Raw genomic sequence first — 25,347 nt, 5'->3', positions numbered from 1 at the left:
CGGGGCGATACTCGGGGCATGGAACCGGATCTTCACGGGCTGCTGACGTCACTTCGCGTCTGGGACCCGGAGTTCACCGAACTGCCCGCCCTCGACCCCGCGACGGCACCCGCCACCCCGCTGCCCCTCTTCGCACGGTGGCTGGCGGAGGTTGCGGCGGCCGGGCAGCCCGAGCCGCACACGATGTCGCTGGCGACGACGGACGAGGAGGGCCGGCCGGACGTCCGCATCGTGATGCTGCACGGCGCGGACTCCGCGGGCTGGTCCTTCGCCACCCACGCCGGCAGCCGCAAGGGCCGCCAGCTGGCCGCCCGCCCGCACGCCGCCCTCGCCTTCTACTGGCCGGTCCAGGGGCGCCAGGTCCGCGTCCGGGGCCCGGTCACGGTCGCCCCGCCGGACGAGGCCCACTCGGACCTGCACGCCCGCTCGACAGGTGCCCTGGCCGCCGCCCTCACCGGCCGTCAGAGCGAGGTCCTGGGCTCCCTGGACCAGCTGGCCCGGGCCTCGGAGTCGGCCTGGGAGCGGGCCCGGAGCGCCCCGGACACCGAGGTCCCCTCCTGGACCCTCTACCGACTCCGGCCCACCGAGGCCGAGTTCTTCCAGGGCGACGCCCAGCGCCGCCACGTACGGCTCCGCTACCGCCGCACGCCGGACGGCTGGGCCCGCGAACTGCTGTGGCCCTGACCCGGCTCAGCCGAAGTCGTACACCGCGAAATCGGACACCGGCCGGTAACCGATCCGCTGGTAGAGGCCGTTGCTGGTCGGATTGGCGAGGTCGGTGAACAGCAGCACCTCCTCGGCCCCCGACTCCCGCGCCGCGCGGCTGACCTCGACCGTGACGGCGCCCGCGTACCCGCGCCCCCGCAGGTGCGTCGGTGTGTAGACACCGGCCACCCTCACCTGCCCGGCGACCTTCGGAGTCGTCCCCGCCATGGCGACGGGTGTCCCGTCCGGGCCCTGCCAGAGCATGACGTCAGCGCGCCGGACGCGCTCGTCGGCCCACTTCCCCGCGTCCTGGACGGCCGTCTCGCCGACGGCGGCGCAGAACTCCTCGTACCACCGGGCCAGCAGCTTCCGGTCCGCCTCGCCCGCCACCGTGGCGCGGCCCGGCGGGACCGGGTGCGGCACGGTCAACTCGCCCAGCCGGTAGAGCCGCATCCGCTGCCGCAGGGAGACCTCGGCGCCGGTGAGGCGACGCCAGGCCCCGGCGAACGCGGCGGCGGTGTCGCGGTCCGCCGACACACCGGACACCTCGCGCCCGGGACCGGCCAGCCGCGCCGCCAGCGCGGCGGCCTCCTCCTCGGTCAGGGAGGTGAGGACCACCGGATGAGGCGGCGTGCGGAGGAAGGCGGCCCGCACACCCGCCGCCCCGTCCTCTCCGGCCAGCAGGCCGAACTCGGGGTCGGCGTCCCCGTAGAGCCGCGCGCCGCGCGAGCGCAGGTTCTCCGTCACCGTCAGGTGCACGGTGTGCGGTGCGGGCCGCGAGCGGAGGAACTCCCCTCCACGCGCCCAGAATTGCTCGACGTCGTCGGTCAGGTGCCAGTCATCGGTGGTCGTCCCGGAAGTCATGCCCCATGGTCCCCGTCCACGGCCGTCCGGCGCCCGCGAATTTAGCGGGCGTCCGGCTCCGGATCCGTGGCCAGACGCGCGTGCAGGTGCGCGTCCCGGAAGGCGTCGCGGCGCTCCGACTCGAAGATCGCGCCGCGCATCGTGCCCTCGCACCGGAAGCCGCAGCGCTCGGCGACCCGGCAGGACGCCCCGTGCCCGACGGCGTGGTCCAGTTCCAGCCGGTGCAGACGCAGTTCGCCGAACGCCCAGTTCGCCACCAGCTTCAGCGCCCGGGTGGCGACCCCGCGCCCGCGGGCCTCGGGCAGGACCCAGTAGCCGATCCTCGCGACGCCGAGCCGCGGCCGGATGTCGTTGACGCCGATGTGCCCGAGCGTCGTGGCGCTCCCGGCGTCCTCGATCACGAAGGACGCGTCCGAGCCCTCCCGCGCACGCGCGGCCCGTGCCCGCAGGGAGTCGCGGGCGCCGGTGAGGTCCGTGACGGGCACGAGCGGTGTGTTCCAGCGGCGGAACTCCGGGTCGGTGATGCCGCGCAGCCACGCCCGTACGTCGGCGTCGGACTCCGGGTCCCACGGGCGCAGCAGCAGCCCGTGCCCCGCGGTCCGTACGGTCGCGAGGTCCCCGGGGTCACGAAGGTCGGTGGTCACCGGCCCATTAGACACCGCCGAACACCCGGACCGCACAGTCGTCCAGTTGTGAACATACGGTCGTCCGGTTGTGATCAACCTGCAACCGATTCCCGCGTTGACCGCGACCCATCAACCAGATGGGCGATTACTCTCGCGCTCATGACCGACTCGACCAGCGCCTCCACGGCGCGGCACGCCGACCGTCCCGTCTACGTCATCGGCGGCGGTCCGGGCGGGCTGGCCGCCGCGCAGGCGCTGCGCGCGCGGGGGATACGCGCGGTCGTCCTGGAGAAGTCCGACCGGGTCGGGGCGTCGTGGCGGCGGCACTACGACCGGCTGCGCCTGCACACCACCCGGCGCCTGTCCGCGCTGCCCGGACTGCCGATGCCGCGCCGGTTCGGCAGATGGGTCGCGCGCGAGGACGTGGTGCGGTACCTGGAGAAGTACGCCGAGCACCACCGGCTGGAGATCGTGACCGGCGTCGAGGTCTCCCGCGTCGAGCCCGCGCCGGACGGCACCGGCTGGCTGCTGCGCGCCTCCGGCGGACGGGAGCTGACCGGCGGCGCGGTGGTCGTCGCCACCGGCCACAACCACACGCCCCGCGTGCCCGACTGGTCCGGCCGGGAGACGTACCAGGGCGGCCCCGGCGAATTCGTGCACGCCCGCGAGTACCGCAACGCCGAGCCGTACGCCGGGCGTGACGTGCTCGTCGTCGGCGTCGGCAACACCGGCGCCGAGATAGCCGTGGACCTGGTGGAGGGCGGGGCCTCGCGCGTACGGCTGTCGGTGCGCACCGCCCCGCACATCGTGCGCCGGTCGACCGCCGGGTGGGCCGCCCAGTACACCGGGGTGCTCGTACGGCGGCTGCCGGTCCGGCTCGTCGACGTGCTCGCGCGACCGCTCGCCAGGCTGAGCGTGCCGGACCTCTCCGCGCACGGCCTGCCCCGTCCCCGCACCGGCCTGTACTCGCGGGTCGAGGAGGGCTCGATCCCGGTCCAGGACGCCGGTCTCGTCGACGCGGTCCGCAAGGGCAGGGTCGAGATCGTGGCCGCCGTGGAGGGCTTCGAGAGCGGCAAGGTCCTCCTCGCCGACGGCACGCGCATCCAGCCGGACGCCGTCGTCGCCGCCACCGGCTATGTCCGCGCACTGGAAGGGCTGGTCGGCCATCTGGACGTGCTCGACTCCCGTGGCAGGCCGGTCGTCCGCGGCCGCCGCACGCCGAAGAACGCGCCCGGCCTGTACTTCACCGGCTTCACCAACCCCATCAGCGGCATGCTCCGCGAACTGGCGCTGGACGCCGAGAGGATCGCCGGGGCCATCGCGAAGGAGAGCGCCCGCAAGGGCGGCCGCCGGGTCTCCCGGCTGCCGGACTGACGATCCCCGACGCCCTGCCGGAAGCGTTGCCGCCGGACGCCTCACACGGCCGCGGGGCTCAAAACCGTCGGCCGCCGCCTGATCACCAGCGCCATCAGGGCCGCCGCGGCGCACAGCGCGCCCGAGGCGTACCAGACCACGTCGTAGGAGCCGAAGACGTCCCGCGCGAGACCGCCGAGGTAGGCGACCAGCGCCGCCCCGACCTGGTGGGAGGCGAGCACCCAGCCGAAGACGATCGCGCTGTCCTCGCCGTAGTGCTCCCGGCACAGGGCGAGGGTGGGCGGCACGGTGGCGACCCAGTCGAGGCCGTAGAAGACGATGAAGAAGATCATCGGCGGGTGCACGCTCGGCGCGAGCAGCATCGGCAGGAACAGCAGCGAGACACCGCGCAGCGCGTAGTACACGGCCAGCAGGCGGCGCGGTTCGAAGCGGTCGGTGAACCAGCCGGAGGCAATCGTGCCGGCCACGTCGAACACGCCGATGACCGCGAGCAGCGAGGCGGCCGCCGTGATGGGCATGCCGTGGTCGTGGGCAGCGGGCACGAAGTGGGTCTGGATCAGGCCGTTGGTGGAGGCGCCGCAGATGGCGAAGGTGCCGGCCAGCAGCCAGAAGGGGCCGGTGCGCACCGCCGAGGACAGGACGGCCAGGGTGCGGCGGGCGGCCCCGGGCACGGGCTCCGGCTTCGGTACGAACTCGTCGGCGCCGTACGGCTTGACGCCCACGTCCGCCGGATGGTCGCGCAGCAGCAGCCAGACGAAGGGGACGACGGCGAGGGCCGCGAGCGACACCGTGACCGCGGCCGGGCGCCAGCCGTGCGACTGGACGGTCCAGGACAGGAACGGCAGGAAGATCAGCTGGCCGGAGGCGGAGGCGGCGGTGAGGATGCCGGTGACCAGGCCGCGCCGCGCGGTGAACCAGCGGTTGGTGACCGTCGCCGCGAAGGCGAGCGCCATCGAGCCGGTGCCGAGACCGACCAGCAGGCCCCAGCACAGCCACAGCTGCCAGGAGGCGGTCATCCACACGGTCAGGCCGGAGCCTACGGCGATCACCGTGAGCGCGGCGGCGACCACCCGGCGGATGCCGAAGCGGTCCATGAGCGCGGCGGCGAAGGGCGCGGTGAGCCCGTACAGCGCGAGGTTGATCGAGACCGCGGCGCCGATCGTGCCCCGCGACCAGCCGAACTCCTGGTGCAGCGGGTCGATGAGCAGGCCGGGCAGCGAGCGGAAGGCCGCGGCGCCGGTGATCGTGACGAAGGTGACGGCAGCGACGAACCACGCTCGGTGGACGCGGGCCGCACGGCGGGCGGACGGCGTCCGGGCCGTGGTGGCGGACGCGGGTTCGGTTGTCTGGGTCACGCCATAGAGCTTCCGGTACCGGCCCGGACCTCCTCCACTGGCCCGAAGGACATCATTCGCTAGGATCGGGCCATGGACAGGACCACGGAGTTCCGCGCGCACCGCGTCGTCGTCCTCGCCCTCGACGGGCTGCTGCCCTTCGAGCTGGGCATCCCGCACCGGATCTTCGGACGGCCCGTGGACGCCGCCGGACGGCATCTGTACGAGGTCGTCACCTGCTCGATCCGCCCTCCCGGGCCGGTGGACACGGACGCCGACTTCTCGATCCACGTACCGCACGGGCCGGAGATCCTGGCCACCGCCGACACCGTGATCGTCCCGGCCTCGTACGAACTCGGCCCGGTCTACGAGAAGGGGGTGCTGACCGAGGAGCTGGCCGCCGCCCTGACGCACATCCGGCCCGGCACCCGGCTCGCCTCCATCTGCACGGGCGTGTACGTGCTGGCCGCGGCGGGGCGTCTGGACGGGCGGCGCGCCACGACGCACTGGGCCGACGCCGATCGCTTCCAGCGGGTCTTCCCACAGGTCGAGGTGGACGCGGACGTGCTGTTCATCGACGATGGCGACGTGCTGACCTCGGCGGGCGTCGCGGCCGGGATCGACCTGTGCCTCCACATGGTGCGCCGCGACCACGGCACCGCGGTCGCCAACGAGGTGGCCCGGCGGACCGTCGTGCCGCCGCACCGCGACGGCGGTCAGGCGCAGTACATCCACCGGCCGGTGCCCGACCCGCAGTTGGCCACCACGACCACCGCGCGCGCATGGGCGCTGGGCCGCCTGCACGAGCCCATCCGGTTGCAGGACATGGCCGCGCGGGAGGCGATGTCGGTACGGACCTTCACTCGGCGCTTCCGTGAGGAGGCCGGGGTCAGTCCGGGGCAGTGGCTCACCCAGCAGCGCGTCGAACGGGCCCGGCACCTGCTGGAGTCCACGGACCTGTCCGTGGACCGGGTGGCCCGGGACGCCGGCTTCGGCACGGCCCAGTCGATGCGGCAGCATCTCCAGACGGCGCTCGGGGTGACGCCGACGACCTACCGGCGGACCTTCCGGGTGAGTGGCTCCGCCGCGCGGACCGGGGCGGAGGCCTGACGCCCGGCGAGTTGTCCACAGCCTGTGGACAGGCAACCGGGCGCTCCGAAGGGCAGGGCGAACCCGGCTGGCGGCGCGCCCCTGCCCGCCCCGAACACTGCGGCGCGCGCCGCCCTCCGATCCCGGCGCGCCGGTCCCACCCCCTCGGACCCTGAAGGGACCGGTCGGCGCCGACATCACGACCCGCACTCGTCGAGGACTTCCGGTGCCCCAGCCCTCGTCGTCCCCTCGCGGCGAATCGCTGCCCACCAGCGTGATCAAGCGGACACGGCGCGTCAACACCGCCTTGGCGATTTACCCGTTATGCCCCATCGCAATGGGATGCGCACAGAAGCATGTCCCGGCGCACGGCCCCGCCGCCGGGACACCGGGACACCCGCCCTACACCGCCCCGTACGCCAGACCCCCGTAGGTCCCGTAGGCCCCGTAGGCCAGGCCCTCGTACGCCGGGGCCGTACGGCCGCAGTTGCTCGCCGCCGCCGTCTCCGCCGCGTCCACCGCCGTGGCGCAGCGGTCGAGTTCGCACCAGATGCGCTTGCCCACACCCTCCGGGCACCAGCCCCACCGGTCGGCGAGGCCGTCGACGAGGGCGAGGCCGCGACCGCCGGTCGACTCGTCGCCCGGGCAGCGCGGCACGGGAGCCCGGGTGCTGGCGTCGGCCACCTCCAGGCGCACGGTGGCCGCCCCGGCCGGTTCCCCGGACAGGAACAGCCGCAGCACGGCCGGGCAACCGGTGTGCACCACGGCGTTGGTGACCAGTTCGGAGACGAGCAGGACCAGGGTCTCGGCGAGCGGCTCGTCCGCCGCTATCCCCGACCCGGCGAGCCGGGAGCGGGCCCAACGCCGGGCCCGCCCCACCTCCGCGGGGTCGGGCCGGATCTCCAGCTGCACTTGAAGCACCTGCACCGCTCACACCATCCGAACCGGCGGACACACAGCCTCGCGCCTCACGAGGCCACGATCGTAGCCATTTTCTGCATGGCCAGAACAACAGCCAGAGCAAAGGGTCACGGAACGTGACTCCCTTGGGAGACAGCATGGTTGACGTACCGTCACCGCAACAAGCGCTTCGGGCATATTCCCGCGCGAAGGAGTACCCGTGCGGCATACTGTGCGACGCTCGTCATGGGATGGCTCGGGCTCGGAACCACTCGCATCCCACACAAGGTACCCGAGCACGACGGCGACTCCGGGACGTGACGAGTCGCGCGCGGGACACCACCCGACATCAACGCTCCGTGATGAAGCAGTGCCACGATCGGTGACATTCGCGCCCGGGAGACCACGTCGGCGGAGCCGTCCCGGACCGCCGATGTCACCGCACGCGGCACGACAGGCGGGCACGACACGCGGCGGTCCCGTGCGCGGGCGGCCGGGCCGCGTCGATGTCCGCGAGGCCCGCCGGCGGCCTGGGCCGCGGCCCGCCGCACGGCCCGGAAGGCACCGATCGGCGCTCCGAACTGCTCACGCGCCCGGGCGTGTTGCACGACCCGGCCGCTACGCACGCACAGCAACGGCCTCCGCGGCGTAAGGCGCCGCGAAGGGGGCTCAAGTACCGGCTGTTCGGGGGCTGTTCGGCTGCGGTGGTGAGGCGGGCGCTACTCGGGGACGGTGAAGTAGCGGGCGAGGGCGGGCACGATCTCCTGCTCGCCCACCCTGCCGTCGCCGTCGGTGTCGAGCGCGGCGGCGATGGGCCGGGCGGCCCCCTCGGGCACGCCGAGCACCCGGAGCACACGCACGGTGTCCTCGATGGTGGCGGCGCCGTCGCCGTCGGCGTCCGCGACGGCCAGGGCGGCGTGCAGGAAGGGACGGGCGATCTCGGCGAACCGCTCGGGGTTGTCGCGCAGGCGCTTGACCGCGCCGGTCACGAACTCCTCCCGGGTGATGCGCTGGTCGCCGTCGCGGTCGGCGATCCCGGCCATGCCCTGCCAGAAGGCCTCCGCACCCGCGTACAGGGCCTGGCCCTTGTCGGAGCGGGCGGCGGTGGCGAACTCGGCGAGCAGCGAGCGGGCCGCCACGATGAAGTCCTCGCGGTCGATGTAGCCGTTGCCGTCCTGGTCGAAGGTGGCGAACCGCGCCGCGATCCTGCGCTCGTACTCGCTGCTGACCATGTCTTACGGGCCGCCTTACGTGTGGGGTTGCGTCTGGCAGGGAGCGTACGACGGGAAGAGCGGTCCGGGGCACCAAAACCACGGTTGTGCCAAGACCGGGGGAATTCCGGGACAACGGCGCTCGACTCGCGAGGGCCGGCCGGTCAGGCGGACAGCGGCTCGTCGTCCACCGCGGCCGCGACGTCCGGATAGACGTCGAAGAGGCGCCGGACACCGAGCGCGCCGAGGACCCGGTTGACGTGGGAGCCGTCGACCGCGCCGCGGGCCGGGAGTATCAGGCGCAGCCGGCCCTGGCAGGAGCGGATCAGACGGCGGGCGGCGATGAGCACGCCGACGCCGCTGGAATCGCAGAAGAAGACCTCGGAGAGGTCCAGGACGAGGTCGTGACGCCCCTGGGCCACCACCTCGTGCACTCTCTGGCGCAGCGCCGGCGAGGTCACGAGGTCCAGTTCGCCGGCGACCCGGAGCACGCTCCACCCGCCCTGTTCGTCGTCGGTCACCTTGAACGCCACGGCCCGCCCTCCGTCAGCCGGAACTTCCCCGGAACCGCTCGGAAACGGAACCAGTCCCTACGCTTCTTTCCGCGCGGCTGCCCAGCGGCCGTTCCCCCAAACGCCGTGGAGCAAACCGAGACCGTTCGGCCAGGGGCTTGTTTCGGTCACCTTCGGTCGTGTTCGATCTGAGTTGACCTGAAAGCGAAAGACCAGGCGGGGCAGAAGGGTCAAGTCACCTGACAAAGGTCATAACACTCCTGGCTTCCCCTACCACCAGCGGCTCTTCAGGGGGCGCGCATTGTCATAAAGGGGCGTGCGCTGTCGGGCATGCCGACTACATTCGGGGAGACCACGTCGGACACGCTGGACACACACGCCGGACGGGAACGAACCGGGACGCAGGTCGCGGCACGGCCGGGCGCGGAGGGGGCCGCATGGCGAAGAAGGACTCACCGCCCCACTGGGACCGCGGAATGCAGCAGCGGCTCGTGCGCGGAGAGGCGGCCGCCCTCGGTGAGCTCTACGACCGTTACGCCTCGCTCGTGCACGGTCTGGCCCACCGGGTCCTGGGCGACGAGCGGGCCGCCGACCAGATCACCCGCGAGGTGTTCGCCCACGTCTGGGAGCACCCCGACGCCTACGACCCCCGGCAGGGCCCGCTGCGCGCCTGGGTGGCCGGCCTGACCCACCGGCTCGCCGTGCGGCGGCTGCGCACCACCGAGACCGCCGCGCTGGCCCGCGGCGGGCCGGGCTCCGCCGAGGAACTGGAGCACAGGGTGTGCCGCGCCTCCGCCGCCGCCCGCGCCGACTACATCGTCCACGCCATGCCGGCCCCACTGCGCGCCGCCCTGGAACTGGCCTACTTCCAGCGCCGCGACTACCGGCAGACCGCCGCCGACCTCGGCGTCACCGAGGACGAGGCCCGCCGCCGCCTCCGCCTGGGCCTCCAGCTCCTCTCCACCGCCCATCACACGGACACCACCGACGCGCCCTCCGGCTACGGAGGCGCCGCATGACCCCGAACGACCCCCAGGAACCGGCGGAACCGGCGGAGCCGAAGGACCGGGGTGTGCTGGAACATCCCGTGCTGAAGTCGCTGCTCGGGGCATGGGCGCTGGCCGCGTGTTCGCCGGAGGAGACGGCGGCCGTGGAGGAGCACCTCGGCGAGTGCGGCGACTGCGCGGAGGAGGCGCTGGGGCTGCGGGAGGCTGTCGGGCTGCTGCACCGGCCCGACACCCTCGACCTGGACCCGGGGCTGCGCACACGGGTCCTGGAGAGCTGTCTCGAACGGCGGCCGCCGCACCTCCCGGTGCCCGGCTGGGCGGCGCCCTACGACGCGGAGACCGCGCGCCTGGACGCGCTGCTCCAGGACATAGGCGACTCCGAGTGGCACGCGCCGGTGCGGCTGCGCTGGTTCGAGGGCGAGGACGCCACCAGCCGGCACACCACCGTCGCCGGGGTCATCGCGCATCTGATGAGCGTCGACGGGCTGGTCGCGGTCGCACTCGGCCTGGACGACCCGCTCGGCGACGCGACCACCGCCGAGGACGGCCCCACCCCCGCGGAGCGCACCGAGGCGTACTGGCGGGCCGCGCACTCCCCGCCGGCGCGTTCGGTGCGGACGCCGTGGCGGGAGCAGACGCACGCCCTGGTACGGACGGTCTCCTTCGCCGCGAACGGCGCGAAGGAACCGTCGGTGCCGTACGGCGCCTTCGAACTGCCGCTGCCCGACGCGATGCTGGACCGCGCCTTCGAGTGCTGGGTGCACGCCGAGGACATCGCGGAGGCCGTGGACTACCCGTACGACCCGCCGGCCCCGCGCCATCTGCACCGCATGATCGACCTCGCCGCCCGGATGCTGCCGGGTGTGCTGGCCGCCCGGCGGCGGGCCGGGCTCGCCTCCCCCGCCCGCGCCCGGCACCTGGTGACCGCGGGCGAACCCGGGCGCAGTCTGCGGCTGGAGGTCGAGGGGCTGGGCGGCGGCCAGTGGCTGATCCCGCTCGACTCGCCCGGAGCGGTGGGATCCGCGGACCACGAGGTGGCCCATGTGGCGCTGGACGGCGTGGAGTTCTGCCGGCTGGCGGCGGGGCACGTGGCCCCGCGGGAGGCGGCGGCCGGTCAGGTCGGCGACCGTGAGGCGATCCGGGACGTGCTGTGCGCGGCGGCGGCGCTCAGCCGCATGTGAGATCGCAGCCGGCCGGCATCACGGGCGGCCTCCCCGGGCCTCGCTACGCGAAGACCACCGTCCGGCGGCCGTTCAGCAGGATCCGGCGCTCCGCGTGCCACTTGACCGCGCGCGCCAACGCCTGGCACTCCACGTCCCGGCCGATCGCGACCAGCTGGTCCGGGTCGACGTCGTGACCCACCCGCTCGACCTCCTGCTCGATGATCGGGCCCTCGTCGAGGTCGGCGGTCACATAGTGCGCCGTCGCGCCGATCAGCTTCACGCCCCGGGCGTGCGCCTGGTGGTACGGCCTGGCGCCCTTGAAGCTCGGCAGGAAGGAGTGGTGGATGTTGATGATCCGGCCGCTGAGCTGCTTGCACAGGTCGTCGGAGAGGACCTGCATGTAACGGGCGAGGACGACCAGTTCGACCTTCTCCTCGCGCACGATCTCGAGCAGCCGTTCCTCGGCCTCGGACTTGGTCTCCCTCGTCACCGCGATGTGGTGGAAGGGGATGTCGTACGACCCCACCAGCTCGGCGAAGTCGGTGTGGTTGGACACCACCGCCGCGATCTCCACCGGCAGCGCGCCGATCCGGGCGCGGAAGAGCAGGTCGTTCAGGCAGTGCCCGAACCTGCTGACCATCAGCACGACGCGCATCTTCTCGTCGGCCCGGTGGATCTGCCAGTCCATCCCGAAGGAGTCGCCGATCGCCGCGAAGCTGGCACGCAGCTTGTCCACCGTCACCGGCGCGTCGGCCGAGAAGTGGACCCGCATGAAGAACAGTCCCGTGTCGTGGTCGCCGAACTGCTGGCTGTCCTCGATGTTGCAACCCGTCATGAACAGGTAGCTGGACACCGCGTGCACGATGCCCTTCTTGTCCGGGCAGGAGAGGATGAGGACGTACTGTTCGGCCTGCGCCGCGGCGGCGCGGGAGGACTGCTCGCTCATGCGGGACAGGGTCTCACGTCCGGGCCCGTGCGGGGTCCGTCGTCCGCTAAGCGGACCGCGTCATGATCCGCAGCACCTCCAGGCTGCGGGGCGGCGTGTCCGGCTCGTCGCCGTCGCTCGCCGCGAGGCGCACATGCGCGTCACGGGCCGCCCGCACCGCCTCCGGCCAGGCGTGATGGTCGAGGTAGGCGGACACCGGCGCGTCCGGGCCGACCTGGTGCATGATGCGCAGCACCCGCAGGACCGCGGTGTCGACGAGCGCCGCCTCCTGGGAGTCCCGGAAGATCGTGCCGATGTACTTCTCGGCGGACCAGTTGTCCAGCCAGGTGTCCTCGACCAGGCGGTAGACGGCGTCGGTCACGTCGCCGTACCCTTCGACGCCTGCCAGCCAGACGTCCCGCTGGAACACTGGGTCGGAGAGCATGTGCAGCGCGGAACGCACATTGCTGCGCCAGCGCCACCACGGCATGTCGTTGAGTGGCATGCCGCCCATGGTGGAGGAGCGACGGCCGCGACGGGAAGAGTTCTCCGAACCTTGCACGGTCATCGATCGTACGTTCCCCGCCCCAGGGGCCCCACCTGCCCCCGTAATTCACCCATACGTCACCACTCATTGACCGAGAGTCATCAACGGGTTGGTGATGTGACGGAATCGTGCGTGAGCATGACCGGCAGGCGAAGCTCCCGTGGCACATTCCTCCCCACCCTCACCCGGTCCGTGAGAAGAACCCTGCTGCCGGCCTGGGCTCTCCTGGCGTGTGCCTCTCTCGCCGCCGGCTGCGGCATCGTCCCCGGTGCCACGGGGGGCTCCGGGGGCGGTTCCGTCACCGTGATGACGTGGGCGCCGGAGAACACCCGGGCGACCAACAAGCCCGGCATGCCCGCCATGGCCCGCGCCTACGCCCGCTGGGTGAACTCCCACGGCGGTATCGCCGGCCGCAAGCTCAAGGTCCTGACCTGCAACGAAGGCAACGACAGCGTGGCCGCGGCGAAGTGCGCCCGGCGCGCCGTCAAGGAGAACGCGGTCGCCGTCGTGGGCTCGTACAGCCAGTACAGCGACTCCTTCTTCCCGCCCCTGGAGAGCGCCGGCATCCCGTACATCGGCGGCTACGGCGTCACCACCACCGAGTTCACCCGCGCCCTGTCCTACCCCGTCAACGGCGGCCAGCCCGCCCTGCTGGCCGGTCTGGGCAAGGAACTCGCCGCGCACTGCGGCCCGGTCACGCTGGTACGGCCCGACACCATCGCGGGCGACGAGCTGCCCGGACTGCTCAACGCGGGACTGCGGGCCGGCGGCCACGAACCGGCCCACGACCAGCGGGCCGCCGAGGACGCCACCGAGTACCTGGGCCAGGCCGATCTGGCACTGCGGCAGGCGAGCGCCGACCCGGCGCGGACAGGCTGCGTGATCCCCGCCCTCGGGGAGCGCACGAACATCTTCATGGACTCCTTCCGCCGCGCGCGCGACGCCTATCCGCAGGTGCGCACCGCCGCCGTGCTCGGCAGCGTCGACCAGACCGTGATCGACGCCGGCGGCGGGCGGTCCGGCCCGTACGAGGGGTCGTACCTCACCGGCTGGTACCCGGTGGCGAGCGACTCGCGCTGGGACGGGATGAAGAAGGTGATCAACGAGGCGGCCTTCGGCGACAACCGCGTCGATCCCCAGGACGCCGGAGTGCAGACCACGTGGATCGCCTACACGGTGCTCCGGGCCGTCCTCGAGCAGATCGGCGACGGGGAGGTGAGCGCCTCCTCCGTGCGGCGCGCCCTCGACGGCGGGCTGGAGGTCGGCACCGGCGGGCTGACCACGCCGCTGCGGTGGCGCCACTCCGACCTGCTCGCCGCCACCGGTCTCGCCCGCCTCACCAACGCCGACGTGTCCCTTCAGAGGGTGCGGCAGGGCCGGCTGGTGCCGGCCGCGAAGGGATTCGTCAACGTGGCGAAGACGCTCGAGGACGCCGGCTGAGCCGCACCGCGCCGGCCGGCTCCTACAGCTGGGTCGGCTGGCGCTGGGTGAGGCCGTACGTCTTCGCGATCGTGTTCCACAGCTGAGCGGCCTTGGCCTTCTCCGAGGTGGCGACGCCGCTCTCGCGGTTGCCGGCCCGGGTCTCACCCGTGTCCCGGGCGTGGCCCTTCTTGCACACCTTCTTGCCGTGGGCCTGGTCGGCCCAGGCCGCGTAGTGCAGGTCGGCCGACTCCGAGGCCTTCCAGGCCTTGTTGAGGGCCGCCGTCAGCTCGGCGTGGGCGGGGAGCTGGTCGACGGACAGCTGTCCCAGGCGGGTGACCAGGCCCTTGCGCTGCTCGGCCGCGTTGCGCAGGTCGGAGGCCGCCTGGCCGAGGTTGTCGCAGTTCCTGACGTCGGCCACCGCCTTGATCACGGAGGCGCGGCTGCTGCCGCTGTCGGCCAGCAGCTTGTCCAGCTCGACCGCCTGCGCCCGGGCCGGGTCGGCGGCGGGCGAGGGAGTGGCATCCTCGGTGACGGGCGCGGTGGCCGCGACGGTGGTGTTCTTGTCGCCGCTGTCGCCGTCCCCGTCGCCGCCGCTGAGCAGTGCCCCGGCGCCGATGCCGAGGACGGCGATCCCGACGCCCACGGCCGCGATCACCGGCACCCGCGAGCCGGTGCGCCGGCCTCCACGGCCGCCGTCGCCGTCGTACCCGCCGGGCGGGGCGGACGCGGGCCGGGCCTGGGGCTGGTCGGGCGGGCCCTGCTGGATCAGGGGCAGTTGCTGGGTCGCCGGGGCCGCGCCGCCGGCGTCGCTGCGGAAGAGGTTGTCGAACTCGGCGGGCGTCTGCCGCCCGCCCCCCTGGGCGTCCACGGGCGCGATGAACTGCGTCGCCTCGGCGTCGGGGTGGTGACCGGGCGCGGCGCCCTGGGGTATCTGGCCCGGGTACGGGGCCGGCCCGCCGCCGGACGCCTCCGGCGGCAGGGCACCCGGCCCCACCGGCGGGATGAACTGTGTCGCCCCCTCGTCCACCGCCGCGCCTGTCATGGGCGGCAGGAACTGGGTGGCCCCTTCGGTCGCGGATCCACCGGGGACCGGCGGGATGTACTGCGTCGCTCCCTCGTCGCCGCCCGGCATCGCGTGCGCCGCGCCCTGCGGTACGGAGTGGCCGGGGGCGCCGTACGGGTCGGCGCCGGCGGGCGGCAGCCCGTGCGCGGGAGCGCCGTGCGGTACGGAGTGGCCGGAGGCACCGTAGGGGTCGGCGCCGGCGGGCGGCAGCCCGTGCCCGGGGTGCGCGGGGGCGCCGTAGGGATCGGTGCCGGGCTGCTGGTACGGCGGGGTGCCGTGGGACGGGGCGTTCTCCGGGGGCAGGGGGCCCGCGCCCGGGTGCTGGGGGGCCTGGCCCTGCGTGTCCCACTGGCCCTGCTGCTGGTACGGCTCCGGAGAGCCCCAGCCCTGCTGCCAGCCCTGGTCCTGCTGCGGGGGTTGCTGCTGGTCGGGACCCCACGGCTGGCCCCAGGCCTGACCGCCGGCCGGTGCCTGACCGCCCGGCCGCACTCCGGTCGGATGGCCGCCCGAACCGCCGGTCATTCCCGGCAGCAAGGGCTCACCGCCGTCGGAGGGCAGCACGATGCCTTCGTGCGCGGGTCGCGCCGAGGGCTCCTCGCCCTGTCCACTCTGCGTCACCGGGACTCCTACGAATGGGGGACCTTCGGAATCGTCGGCTCACGCTACCGGGTCCCCCGAGCCCCGTGCCACGCAGCAGGGGACGAGACCTCCTTCCCTGTGACGGCAGTAACAAAACCCGCCCGCGGCACGCTGTTGATGTCCCAGGTCTCACGAAGAACACGAGAAGGGAGAACACGGACGCGCGGTCACGCCGCCACCCGCGTCTCCAGCCGTGCCCCGAACTCCCTTACCACCGGCTCGTCCCGGAACGGCTCCAGGCGCTGCTGGAAGTCCTCCAGGTACTCCGCGCCCCGGTTGGACCGCAGCGTCCGCAGCAGCCCCACCGCCTTCAGGCCGGTGCTGCAGGCCTGTTCGACCTCCCGCTGCTGCACCTGCGCTGTGGCGAGCAGCACATAGCCGATGGCCCGCCGCCGCGCCCGCGCCGCGGGATGCCCGGCCAGCGACTCCTCCGCCGCCCGCGCCGCCGCCTCCGCCTGCCCCAGGTCCCGGTGGCAGTGCGCCAACTCGTCGGCGAGATACGCCTCGTCGAAGTGCGCGATCCACGCCGGGTCGTCCCCGGAGCGCGGCTGGGCGGCCTCCAGCGCGCTCACCGCCCGCCCGGCGGACAGCTGGGCCGCCCGCGTATCGCCCATGAGGGCGTGCCCCCGCGCCTCGGCCGCGTGGAACATCGCCTCCGCGCGCGGCGTCACACGACCGCGCGCGCCCTCCTGCGCCGCACGCGCCAACTGCGCGATCTCCCGCGGGTTGCCGAGCTGCGCGGCGAGATGGCTCATGGAGGCGGCCAGCACATAGCCGCCGTAGCCGCGGTCCCCGGCCGCCTGGGCGAGCCGCAGCGCCTGGATGTAGTACCGCTGGGCCAGGCCCGGTTGGCCGGTGTCGACGGCCATGTACCCGGCCAGCTCGGTGAGTCGGGCGACCTCGGCGAACAGATCGCGGCCCACCGCCTCCCGGTAGGAGCCGGCGAGCAGCCCGGAGACCACGCTGTTGAGGTAGTGCACGACCACCGGTCGCACATGCCCGCTGCCGTGACTGTGGTCCAGGTCGACCAGCGCCTGTGTCATGGCCCGTACGGCGGCCACGTCGGACTGGCCCACCCGCGACCCCGCCGCCCGCGCCACCTGCGGGTCCGGCGCGGAGATCAGCCAGTCACGGCTCGGCTCGACCAGCGCGGAGGCGGCGACCGCGGAGCCGGACAGGAAGTCCCGGCGGCCCACGTCGCTGCGCCACAGCTCGCAGACCTGCTCGATGGCTCCCAGCACCGTCGGCGAGAACTGGAGACCCACGCCCGAGGCGAGGTTCTTGCCGTTGGCCATGCCGATCTCGTCGATCGTGACCGTACGGCCGAGCTTGCGGCCGAGCGCCTCGGCGATGATCGCCGGTGCCCGGCCGCGCGGTTGCTGTCCGCGCAGCCAGCGTGCCACCGACGTCTTGTCGTAGCGCAGATCGAGACCGTGCTCGGCGCCGCACATGTTGACCCTGCGGGCCAGCCCGGCGTTCGAGCAGCCCGCTTCCTGGATGAGCGCCTGCAGCCGTTCGTTCGGCTGCCGCGCGACGAGAGGCCTGGCGGCCATGGCGTTAACCCCCTGAAGCTGCGGTGCCTGCCCGCGCACCGAGTTGACGGCCCTTGCGCGGCCGGACGCGATCCGCGCCCCGGCGGAAAACTCCGGCCGTGAAGATCGATGCCCCGTGGACATACCGAAAATGCGGGACATGTGAGGATTGCCGGGGTGAAGGCGAATGCCGCCCCCCACCGAACTACCCAGCGACCGCCGGAGATCCTCCTGCGCGCCCCCACCCATGCGCCCATGCGCCCCGGGCACCGAGGGGGTGCTCCTCCCCGGCGCGTCCGACCACCAGACCCGCCCGTAACTCCAGGTGGGCACGGCAGTTGAGTGGGGCGTGGAAGAGAAGATCGCGGGCGCGGAAGCCGCACAGAGCGCCGGTCTGGTGGCCGGTCACATTCCCCAGCAGCGCGGGGAGTCGCTGCTGGAGACAGCCGTTCGCTACACCGAGGAACGCCACTGGGACGTGTTCCCCGGCACCTGGCTGGTGGCGGTCGGCGGGGTGCAGCGCTGCTCCTGCGGGGACTCGCGGTGCACTGCGCCCGGCGCGCATCCGGTGCACGAGGGATGGGCGTCCCTGGCGACCGGCAGCGCGAGCACGGCGCGCCGGATGTGGGAGCAGCAGCCGACGGCGTCGGTCCTGCTGCCCACGGGCCGTACGTTCGACGCGGTCTCCGTGCCGGAGACGGCCGGGTTCCTCGCGCTGGCCCGGCTGGAGCGGATGCGGTCGGCGCTGGGCCCGGTGATCCTGACCCCCGAGCGGCGGATGCAGTTCTTCGTGCTGCCGGGCACGTCCGTGAAACTGCCGGACCTCGTACGGAAGCTGGGCTGGTCGCCGGACTCGCTCGACCTGGCCGCCCTCGGAGAGGGCGCCTACGTGGTGGCGCCGCCCACGCGGTGCGGCTCGCGGGCGGTGCAGTGGGCCTGCCGGCCGACACCGGCCAATCGCTGGCTGCCGGACGTCGGGGAACTGGTCCCGCCGCTGGCGTACGCGTGCGGCAGGGACCGTTAGCCGTTCCGGTACGCGCTCCCCGGCATCCGCCGGTCCCGCGTGGCGGCCCGCCCTGAACCCTGGCCCGGCGGAGCCGCAGATCAGCGCGGTCCCGCACCCCTCGGGCAGGGTGTTCCCCCGTAGGGTTCATGCTGACGGAGGGAGCAGTCGTAGTGGGTACAAGCGCCGTACGCGTGCAGGGGCTCTGGAAGCGGTTCGGGCAGCAGGTCGCCGTCGCCGGGATCGATCTCGAACTGCCCGCCGGGAAGTTCATCGGGCTGGTCGGGCCCAACGGGGCCGGGAAGACCACCACGCTCTCCATGGTGACCGGACTGCTCCGGCCCGACCAGGGCACCGTCGAGGTCGTCGGGCACGACGTGTGGCGGGACCCGGTGGCGGTGAAGGCGCGGATCGGCGTGCTGCCCGAGGGGCTGCGGCTCTTCGAGCGTCTGTCGGGCCGCGAACTGCTGTCGTACTCCGGGCGGTTGCGCGGGCTGCCGGGGGACGAGGTGGACCGGCGGGCCACGCAGCTGCTGGACGTGCTGGACCTCGCCGGCGCCCAGCACAAGCTCGTCGTCGACTACTCGACCGGCATGCGCAAGAAGATGGGGCTCGCCTCCGCTCTTCTCCACAACCCGGAAGTCCTCTTCCTCGACGAGCCGTTCGAGGGCGTCGACCCGGTGTCCGCGCAGACCATCCGCGGCGTCCTGGAGCGGTACACCGGCTCCGGCGCCACCGTCGTGTTCTCCTCGCACGTCATGGAACTGGTCGAGTCCCTGTGCGACTGGGTGGCCGTGATGGCCGCCGGCCGCATCCGAGCCCAGGGCACCCTCGCCGAGGTGCGCGGCGACGCTCCCACCCTTCAGCAGGCCTTCCTCGAACTCGTCGGCGCGCGGAGCCGGGACGCCGGTTCCGACCTGGATTGGCTGGGCGGCGGTTCCCGGTGAGCGCCGGCACCCGGGCCCCCTCGATCACGCCCGTCGTCGTACGTCTGAAGCTGTCGCTGCTGCGCAACGGGCTCAGGCAGTCCGCCGGGCGGCGTGCCGCGTTCATCGCCTCGGCCGTCGTCGCGCTGCTGTTCGCCGCGTTGCAGATGACCGGCCTGATCGCGCTGCGCGGCCACGCGCACATCGCCTCCGTGGCCGTCCTGGGCGTGGCCGTGCTGGCGCTGGGCTGGGCCGTGATGCCGCTGTTCTTCCCGAGCGGCGACGAGACCCTCGACCCGACCCGCCTGGTGATGCTGCCGCTGCGGCCGCGGCCGCTGGTCGGCGCGCTGCTCGCGGCGTCCCTGGTCGGCATCGGGCCGCTGTTCACGGTGCTGCTGCTGGTGGGATGTGTGATCTCGGTGGCGCGCGGGGCGGCCGCGTCCGTCGTCGCTGTCTTCGCCCTCGTCCTCACGCTGCTGGTGTGCGTGGCCCTCGCGCGGGCCGTGGCGACCGCCAACATCCGGCTGCTGACCAGCCGCAAGGGACGGGACCTCGCGGTGCTCAGCGGACTGGTCATCGCGATCGGGGCGCAGGTCGTCAACTTCGGCATGCAGCGCCTGGGCTCGGCGGGCCTGGGCCGGCTCGACCCGGTGGCGGACGTGCTGCGGTGGCTGCCGCCCGCCTCGGCGGTGGGCGCGGTGGACTCGGCGAGCAAGGGCTCCTACGGCGTCGCGGTGGCCCAGCTCGCGCTGACCGCGGCCGCCCTGGCCGCCCTGCTGGCGGTGTGGGCGCGCAGCCTGACCGGGCTGATGACCTCGCCCGACTCCTCGACCCTGCAAGCCGTCGACGCTCCCGCGCGCGGTCGGGCCCGGGTGGGCGGCGGCCTGGCGCGGTGGCTGCCGGCCGGCCGCACCGGCACCGTCATGGAGCGCAGCCTGCGCTACGTCTGGCGCGATCCGAAGACCAAGGCGGCCTGGGTGACCTCGCTGGCCATCGGGCTGATCGTGCCGGTGTTCAACGCGGTCCAGGGCACCGGCTCGCCGTACTTCGCCTGCTTCGCCGCGGGCATGCTCGGCATCCAGATGTACAACCAGTTCGGCCAGGACACCTCCGCGTTCTGGCTGGTCGCGCTGACGATCTCGGCCCCGCGGGACGCCTACGTCGAGCTGCGCGCGCGGGCGCTGGCCCTGCTGCTGATCACCCTGCCGTACGCCACCCTGGTCACGGTGCTGACGGCGGGCCTGCTCGGCGAGTGGCGCCGGCTGCCGGAGGTGCTCGGCCTGTCCTTCGCCCTGCTCGGCGCGATGCTGGCGACCGGGGCGTGGACGTCGGCCCGCTTCCCGTACTCCATCCCGCAGGAGGGCCACAAGAACGTGGCCCCCGGTCAGGCCGGTCTCGCCTTCGTCTCCATCTTCGGCGGCATGGTCGCGGCGGCCCTGCTGTGCGCGCCGTTCATCGTCCTCGTCATCTGGTCGAACGTCAGCGCCACCGGCGACAGCTGGAGCCGGCTGCTGCTGCCGGTGGGCGCGGCGTACGGGGCGGCGATCACCCTGCTGGGCCTGCGCCTGGCGGCTCCGCGCACGGCGGCCCGGCTGCCGGAGATCCTCACGGCGGTCAGCAAGGGCTGAGGCGCGGGCCGCTCAGCGCAGGCGGGCGGTCACCACGTGGACGGCGAAGCCGCACGGAACCCGCCCGTCCGGCCCGGCGAGCCCGGCCGCCTCCCGCACGAAGCTCTCCCTCAGCCGGGAGACGGCGGCCGGGTCGAGCGGTCCGACGTCGTAAATGCCGGAAAGCGCCGCCCAGACCTGGTCCACCGGTCCGCTCAGGTCGATCGGTACGGTCTCCCGGTCCGGAGCGCCGAATCCGGCCGGCTCCAGGATCGCGCCGAGCCCCTCGTGGCTGCGGGTCCTGCGGTCCCCCAGCGGCGGAATGCGCTGCTCGGCGGGCGCCCGCTGGACGGCGGCCTTCAGCAGACCGCTGAACAGCTCGTACGCCTCCCCGCCGAGAGGACCGCCGCCGACCACGCAGGCCAGGACACCGCCGGGCGACAGCACCCGGGCCGTCTCCGCCGCGACCCGGTCGACGTCGCCCATCAGCATCAGCGCCATGTGGCAGACGCAGGCGTCGAAGGCCCCGCCGGCGAAGGGCAACCTCTGTGCCCTGGCCTGGGCCAGCGCGGTGGCACGCAGGGACGGGCGGCGCCGGGCCAGGGCCAGCGCCTCGGGCGAGAGGTCCACACCGGCGAGCCGCCGCCCCTCGGTGCGGGCCAGCAGGTCCAGCAGTACGCCGTCGCCGCAGCCGAGGTCCAGAACCCGCCGGGCTCCGGCCACCCGGTCGCTCAGGATCTCGTAGCTGGAGCGCCCGTCGGGCGCCCGCCCGGCGAGGAAGGCGTCCGCGGTGACCGCCGGGCGCTCGGCGTGGAAGGCCTTCAGGAACGCCTCCTGGACGGCCGTCGGCACGGCGAGGGGCGTGGGAGCGGCACTCATCCCGTGAGCACCGCCTCCAGGAACGGCTCGATGGCTGTGCGCCAGGCCTCCGGCTGGTCGTAGTGGACGAGGTGACCGGCGTCGGCCACCTCCGCGTACTCCCCGCGCGGCAGGACGCGGACCATCTCCTGGGCCTCGGCCCGGCCGAGTTCGCCGTCCAGGCCCCGGACCACGAGGGCCGGGCAGCGGACCTGGGCCAGCTCCTCCCAGTGGGCGTCGTACACCCAGGCCTCGCGGGAGGTCAGCATCTGCTGCGGTTCGAAGACGGGACGCCAGCCGTCCGCGCTCTCGTGCATGACCTCGGCGTAGAACGCGCCGCGTGCCGGGTTCGGGCGTTCCACCCAGGGATCGTCCTCGCCGAACCACTTCCGTACGTCGGCGAGGGCGGCGAACGGCACCGGCCAGGCCCGGAACCAGTCCTCCCACTCCCGCTGGGAGGCGGCGCCGAGTGCGGAGGCCCGCATGTCGCAGATGATCACGGCGCGCACCAGGTCGGGGCGGCGGGCGGCGAGCTGCCAGGCGGTCAGCGCGCCCATCGCGTGCCCGATGACGACGGCCGGGCCGAGCCCGAGCTGTTCGAGGGCGGCCTCGGCGTCGTCCACGTAGGCCTCGCGGCCGTAGGCGGCCTGCGGCAGCTTCTCGCTCTGGCCGTGCCCGCGCTGGTCGAGGGCGACGGCGCGATGCCGCCCGGAGAGCCAGCGGGCGGTGGCGGCCCAGTGCGAGGCACGGCCCATGAGACCGTGCAGTAACAGCACTCCGTCGGTCCGGTCGGGTCCGGCGCCGGACCCGACCGGTGTCCGCTCCCTCACCTGCCCCGGCACGGCCTTCGGGGGCTCGGCGAACTCCCAGGCAGCGAGCCGTACACCGCCCGACCCGGTCACGTCGATGCGCCGCACCATTGGTCCTGGCACCCCCCTGGAACCGTGTTCAGCTTCCGTATGCCGTCGTGCACATTCTGGAGCGCGGGCCCCGGGGCCCTGATGCGCAGACACTCAGGCTATCGAATACTTATTCGAAAATGGTGACTCCGTCACCAACACCCCTCGTTCGAGTGACACCTGGCCAGGATTGATCGCCGCCCCCCTGGGGAGATCTTCAACGGGAGGCGGACCACTCGGGGAAAAGGGGTCCGAGGGGGACGACCCTGAGAGCTCGGGGCTCCGGGTCGTCGAAGGGGAGGACAGGCCCCGGCGCCGCACGGCGCCGGGGCTCTCCCCACATCTCCGCCACATTCTCCCCCACCCCTTCAAGCCCTATGCCTCTCGCGACAGCCTCGCACGCCCGGCGCCCACGCGCTGCGCTTCGACGCGCTGAACCACGGACGGGGGACGGGCGGCCCGGACGGGCGGCCCGCTCAGCGCTTGGCGACGAAGACGTGGGAGGCGACCTCCGTGTCCAGCTCCGCCGCCTCGCCGCTGCTGCCGACCAGCACACCGCCCGCCGACTCCGTCACGCTGACCACCGAGCCGGGCTGCACGCCCGCGCGGCGCAGCGTGTACATCAGCTGCGCGTCCGTCTGGATCGGCTCGCCGATCCGGCGGACGACCACCGTCTTGCCGTCGGCCCCCGGGTCCAGGTCGGCCAGCGACACCATCCCCTCGTCCAGGAACGGGTCGGCGCCGTCCTTCTCGCCCAGCTCCTCCAGGCCCGGGATCGGGTTGCCGTACGGCGACTCGGTCGGGTGCCGCAGCAGCTCCAGAACCCTGCGCTCGACGGCCTCGCTCATCACGTGCTCCCAGCGGCAGGCCTCGGCGTGCACCTGCTCCCACTCCAGGCCGATCACGTCGACCAGCAGGCACTCGGCGAGCCGGTGCTTGCGCATCACGCGCGTGGCCAGCCGGCGGCCCTCGCCCGTGAGCTCCAGATGCCGGTCGCTGGCCACCGAGACAAGTCCGTCGCGCTCCATCCGCGCGACCGTCTGGCTCACCGTCGGCCCGCTCTGGTCCAGGCGCTCCGCGATCCGGGCGCGCATGGGGACGACGCCTTCCTCCTCCAGCTCGAGGATGGTGCGGAGATACATCTCCGTGGTGTCGATCAGTCCGGACATACGTGCCCCTCGATTACCTCGGCCGGAGGCCCGGCGGCTCCCCGGCGCGTGCGCTGGCCCTGGAGTCAATTCTGACGCATCCCACTGACAACCGGGCGGCCCGCGCGAAACGCAGACGGCCCGCGAGCTGGGTCCCTCCGCCTCGGCGGAGGAGCCGGCCGGACGTACCGGCAGCTCGCGGGTCGGGTGACTGCTTGAAATTGGGCCGGCCGCACGTCTCTGTCACGCGCTGGTCCGGCACCGCACAGGGTGGGGTGACGGGCCGCTAGCCCGCAGCCACCTCACGCGTCCGGGTCTCACTCATCTACCGGATCACCTCCCTTCGTGTGTGCACAACACCTTAGGAAGCGGACCGGCGATACTCAACAGGTTTTTTCGCGGGACGCGCGTGTGGCGTCGTGGCGGGGCCGCCCCCGTGCGGTCAGGCGCGCCCGTCCCTCGCCAGGAGCGCCAGGTCCAGGCCCGCGGCGATGCGTGCGGCCACGTCCTCGGCGTAGGCCGCGTCGGCGCGCTCGAAGGGGGTGCGGCCGGAGCCGCGCAGGAAGGTCACGACGCCGAGGGTGCGGCCGCGGCTGCGCAGCACCGCGCACAGGGCGTGCACGGCGTCGCCCGGCCACTGCCGGGCCTCGGCCCACTCGCGCGCCCGGTCGGCGGGTACGGCCCCGGCGGAGGCCCGTACGGAGCCGATGCGGTCGACGCACTGGAGGGCGGGGTGTCCCGTGCCGTAGCGGACCGGCAGCCCGGCCTGCCCGGTGAGCAGGCTGGGCCCGGGGCCGCCGGAGGGGGTGGCCGCGACGCGGACCAGCCGGACCGGGGCCGCCGTCTCGTGGTCGGCCGGGGCGGTGCCGCCCGCCACACGGTCGATCAGGGCGTGGTCGGCGAAACCGGCGAGGGCGAAGTCGAGGTGGACGGTGGCGGCCTCGGCCGGGTCCTCGCACTCGGCGGCGGCGTGGGCGGCCCGGTGCAGCTGGTTGGTGCGGAACCGCAGCAGCGCGGCCTCCTGCTCGCCCTGCTTGGCCTCGGTGACGTCGGCGAAGAGCCAGGCGACGCCGAGCGGTACCGGTTCCTCGGCGAGCGGGGAGGAGAGCCGGACGAATCCGCTGCGCCAGCAGCGCCGCCGGTCGCCCTCCGGGGTGCGTACGCCCACCCAGAACTCGGCGGGGGCGGGCGGGGCGCCCTCGGCCAGGACGTGGGTGAGCGCGCTCTCCAGTTCCTCCAGGCCCTGGGTGAGCAGTTCGCCGAGCGGCCGGCCCAGGGCGGCGGTGCGGCCGGTGCCGAGGGCCTGGGCGGCGTAGGCGTTGACGACGGCGGGCCGCAGGTCGGCGTCGACGAGGACGACCCCCCAGAAGGCGTCCTCGAACAGGGCCTCGCTGAGCGCGATGGAGCGCTCCAGGTCGATCTGCGCGTGCACCTCGCTGAAGGCGCAGTACAGGCCGGCGGGCTTGCCGTCGGGTCCGTGCACGGCCGCGGACTGGGTCCGCACCAGGACGCGGCCGCCGTCCTTGGTGAGCAGCGCGAACTCGTGCACCTGGCGTCCGGGGGCGCGCATGGCGGACATCAGGCGCCCCTCGACCTCCTCGGCGTCCGCGCTGCGCACGGCCCAGCCGGCGAAGCCGTGCCGCCCGACGGCCTCGGCGGCGGTCCAGCCCAGGATGCGCTCGGCCTCGCGGTTCCAGTGGGTGAGGACGCCGTCGGCGTCGAAGGCGCACAGGGCCGCGTCCATGCCGTCGAGGAGGGCGGCCAGCAGGTCGGAGCCGCCGTGGGTGTCGAAGCCTCGCGGACCGTCCCGCTCCGGCTCGGGCTCGTCCGGCCCCAGCTCGTCGGTGGTCCCACTACGCCGGGAAGCACTCACCTGGACCCCCTGCAGGCTGCGTCCGCACGTACGGCGCGTCGTTTCGCTCACTGCCCATCATTCAACTGGAACGTGACCCAGCACACACCGGGTTCCCAGAACATTGAAGGAATTGCCGTC

23 protein-coding genes are annotated in these 25,347 nt (G+C 73.5%); 9 read left to right on the top strand and 14 right to left on the bottom strand.

Translation table 11 applies throughout. From position 1 onward, the window contains the following. Window positions 1-18 precede the first annotated feature (18 nt). On the top strand, window positions 19-684 hold the full coding sequence (locus TNCT6_RS17345) for a pyridoxal 5'-phosphate synthase (RefSeq protein WP_141360229.1): 666 nt from the start codon (window positions 19-21) through the stop codon (window positions 682-684). A gap of 6 nt (window positions 685-690) precedes the next feature. Here TNCT6_RS17345 and TNCT6_RS17340 read toward each other — a convergent pair whose 3' ends face one another. Both TNCT6_RS17340 and TNCT6_RS17335 read right to left on the bottom strand, forming a co-directional pair. Beyond that, window positions 691-1,569, bottom strand: coding sequence for a GNAT family N-acetyltransferase (locus tag TNCT6_RS17340; protein ID WP_141360228.1), 879 nt, complete (start codon window positions 1,567-1,569; stop codon window positions 691-693). A 41-nt stretch (window positions 1,570-1,610) separates the two neighbouring features. Then, on the bottom strand, window positions 1,611-2,213 hold the full coding sequence (locus TNCT6_RS17335) for a GNAT family N-acetyltransferase (protein WP_141360227.1): 603 nt from the start codon (window positions 2,211-2,213) through the stop codon (window positions 1,611-1,613). A gap of 141 nt (window positions 2,214-2,354) precedes the next feature. On the opposite strand from TNCT6_RS17335, the gene TNCT6_RS17330 reads away from it, so the two are divergent. Then, complete coding sequence (locus TNCT6_RS17330) at window positions 2,355-3,569, top strand: NAD(P)/FAD-dependent oxidoreductase (RefSeq protein WP_141360226.1); 1,215 nt, start codon at window positions 2,355-2,357, stop codon at window positions 3,567-3,569. Window positions 3,570-3,610: 41 nt separating this feature from the next. Here the strand turns inward: TNCT6_RS17330 and TNCT6_RS17325 are convergent, their stop codons facing one another. Next, complete coding sequence (locus TNCT6_RS17325) at window positions 3,611-4,924, bottom strand: MFS transporter (protein ID WP_141360225.1); 1,314 nt, start codon at window positions 4,922-4,924, stop codon at window positions 3,611-3,613. A gap of 72 nt (window positions 4,925-4,996) precedes the next feature. Between TNCT6_RS17325 and TNCT6_RS17320 the strand changes: the two genes are divergently transcribed. Next, window positions 4,997-6,013: a GlxA family transcriptional regulator gene (locus tag TNCT6_RS17320; protein ID WP_141360224.1), complete on the top strand. Its 1,017-nt coding sequence runs from the start codon at window positions 4,997-4,999 to the stop codon at window positions 6,011-6,013. Between the two features lie 381 nt (window positions 6,014-6,394). On the opposite strand, the gene TNCT6_RS17315 is transcribed toward TNCT6_RS17320, so the two are convergent. The 3 genes from TNCT6_RS17315 to TNCT6_RS17305 all read right to left on the bottom strand — a co-directional run bounded on the left by TNCT6_RS17315 (window position 6,395) and on the right by TNCT6_RS17305 (window position 8,636). Continuing rightward, window positions 6,395-6,904, bottom strand: coding sequence for an ATP-binding protein (locus TNCT6_RS17315; RefSeq protein WP_141366528.1), 510 nt, complete (start codon window positions 6,902-6,904; stop codon window positions 6,395-6,397). Window positions 6,905-7,611: 707 nt separating this feature from the next. Beyond that, window positions 7,612-8,124, bottom strand: coding sequence for an EF-hand domain-containing protein (locus TNCT6_RS17310; RefSeq protein WP_141360223.1), 513 nt, complete (start codon window positions 8,122-8,124; stop codon window positions 7,612-7,614). Between the two features lie 143 nt (window positions 8,125-8,267). Next, complete coding sequence (locus TNCT6_RS17305; RefSeq protein ID WP_141360222.1) at window positions 8,268-8,636, bottom strand: STAS domain-containing protein; 369 nt, start codon at window positions 8,634-8,636, stop codon at window positions 8,268-8,270. Window positions 8,637-9,052: 416 nt separating this feature from the next. Between TNCT6_RS17305 and TNCT6_RS17300 the strand changes: the two genes are divergently transcribed. After that, window positions 9,053-9,634: an RNA polymerase sigma factor gene (locus TNCT6_RS17300; RefSeq protein ID WP_141360221.1), complete on the top strand. Its 582-nt coding sequence runs from the start codon at window positions 9,053-9,055 to the stop codon at window positions 9,632-9,634. Further along, a complete protein-coding gene (locus tag TNCT6_RS17295) occupies window positions 9,631-10,803 on the top strand; it encodes a maleylpyruvate isomerase N-terminal domain-containing protein (RefSeq protein ID WP_141360220.1) in 1,173 nt (390 codons plus the stop codon). The genes TNCT6_RS17300 and TNCT6_RS17295 overlap by 4 nt, the downstream gene beginning before the upstream one ends. A 43-nt stretch (window positions 10,804-10,846) precedes the next feature. On the opposite strand, the gene purU is transcribed toward TNCT6_RS17295, so the two are convergent. Continuing rightward, window positions 10,847-11,731, bottom strand: a complete 885-nt coding sequence (gene purU, locus TNCT6_RS17290; RefSeq protein WP_141360219.1) for a formyltetrahydrofolate deformylase — start codon at window positions 11,729-11,731, stop codon at window positions 10,847-10,849. A 46-nt stretch (window positions 11,732-11,777) separates the two neighbouring features. Beyond that, window positions 11,778-12,278 carry a hypothetical protein gene (locus TNCT6_RS17285; RefSeq protein WP_141360218.1) on the bottom strand — a complete coding sequence of 167 codons (501 nt, stop codon included), beginning with the start codon at window positions 12,276-12,278 and terminating at the stop codon, window positions 11,778-11,780. Window positions 12,279-12,395: 117 nt separating this feature from the next. Here TNCT6_RS17285 and TNCT6_RS17280 point away from each other — a divergent pair, with 117 nt between their 5' ends. Beyond that, entirely contained in the window at window positions 12,396-13,697 is a 1,302-nt protein-coding gene (locus TNCT6_RS17280; protein WP_141360217.1) for an ABC transporter substrate-binding protein, read from the top strand. 22 nt (window positions 13,698-13,719) lie between these two features. Here the strand turns inward: TNCT6_RS17280 and TNCT6_RS17275 are convergent, their stop codons facing one another. Both TNCT6_RS17275 and TNCT6_RS17270 read right to left on the bottom strand, forming a co-directional pair. After that, window positions 13,720-15,360: a hypothetical protein gene (locus TNCT6_RS17275; RefSeq protein ID WP_141360216.1), complete on the bottom strand. Its 1,641-nt coding sequence runs from the start codon at window positions 15,358-15,360 to the stop codon at window positions 13,720-13,722. A 188-nt stretch (window positions 15,361-15,548) separates the two neighbouring features. After that, entirely contained in the window at window positions 15,549-16,934 is a 1,386-nt protein-coding gene (locus TNCT6_RS17270; protein WP_141360215.1) for a transcriptional regulator, read from the bottom strand. Between the two features lie 328 nt (window positions 16,935-17,262). Here TNCT6_RS17270 and TNCT6_RS17265 point away from each other — a divergent pair, with 328 nt between their 5' ends. The 3 genes from TNCT6_RS17265 to TNCT6_RS17255 all read left to right on the top strand — a co-directional run bounded on the left by TNCT6_RS17265 (window position 17,263) and on the right by TNCT6_RS17255 (window position 20,470). Then, a complete protein-coding gene (locus tag TNCT6_RS17265) occupies window positions 17,263-17,937 on the top strand; it encodes a bifunctional DNA primase/polymerase (protein WP_141360214.1) in 675 nt (224 codons plus the stop codon). A 128-nt stretch (window positions 17,938-18,065) separates the two neighbouring features. Then, window positions 18,066-18,863, top strand: coding sequence for an ABC transporter ATP-binding protein (locus tag TNCT6_RS17260; RefSeq protein ID WP_172632932.1), 798 nt, complete (start codon window positions 18,066-18,068; stop codon window positions 18,861-18,863). Continuing rightward, complete coding sequence (locus TNCT6_RS17255) at window positions 18,860-20,470, top strand: transporter (RefSeq protein WP_253266135.1); 1,611 nt, start codon at window positions 18,860-18,862, stop codon at window positions 20,468-20,470. Before TNCT6_RS17260 ends, TNCT6_RS17255 begins: the two co-directional genes overlap by 4 nt. Before the next feature lie 12 nt (window positions 20,471-20,482). On the opposite strand, the gene TNCT6_RS17250 is transcribed toward TNCT6_RS17255, so the two are convergent. The 4 genes from TNCT6_RS17250 to TNCT6_RS17235 all read right to left on the bottom strand — a co-directional run bounded on the left by TNCT6_RS17250 (window position 20,483) and on the right by TNCT6_RS17235 (window position 25,227). Continuing rightward, the gene (locus TNCT6_RS17250; RefSeq protein ID WP_141360212.1) at window positions 20,483-21,328 is read right to left on the bottom strand and encodes a class I SAM-dependent methyltransferase; all 846 of its coding nucleotides are present in this window, start codon (window positions 21,326-21,328) and stop codon (window positions 20,483-20,485) included. Next, a complete protein-coding gene (locus TNCT6_RS17245) occupies window positions 21,325-22,227 on the bottom strand; it encodes an alpha/beta fold hydrolase (protein WP_141360211.1) in 903 nt (300 codons plus the stop codon). Before TNCT6_RS17245 ends, TNCT6_RS17250 begins: the two co-directional genes overlap by 4 nt. Before the next feature lie 455 nt (window positions 22,228-22,682). After that, window positions 22,683-23,375, bottom strand: a complete 693-nt coding sequence (locus TNCT6_RS17240) for a metal-dependent transcriptional regulator (RefSeq protein WP_141360210.1) — start codon at window positions 23,373-23,375, stop codon at window positions 22,683-22,685. A 421-nt stretch (window positions 23,376-23,796) separates the two neighbouring features. After that, window positions 23,797-25,227, bottom strand: coding sequence for a PAS domain-containing protein (locus TNCT6_RS17235; RefSeq protein WP_141360209.1), 1,431 nt, complete (start codon window positions 25,225-25,227; stop codon window positions 23,797-23,799). Between the last annotated feature and the right edge of the window lie 120 nt (window positions 25,228-25,347).

It is taken from the genome of Streptomyces sp. 6-11-2, from assembly GCF_006540305.1.
Lineage (GTDB): Bacteria > Actinomycetota > Actinomycetes > Streptomycetales > Streptomycetaceae > Streptomyces.
This window is presented reverse-complemented; position numbering and strand designations above follow the sequence as displayed.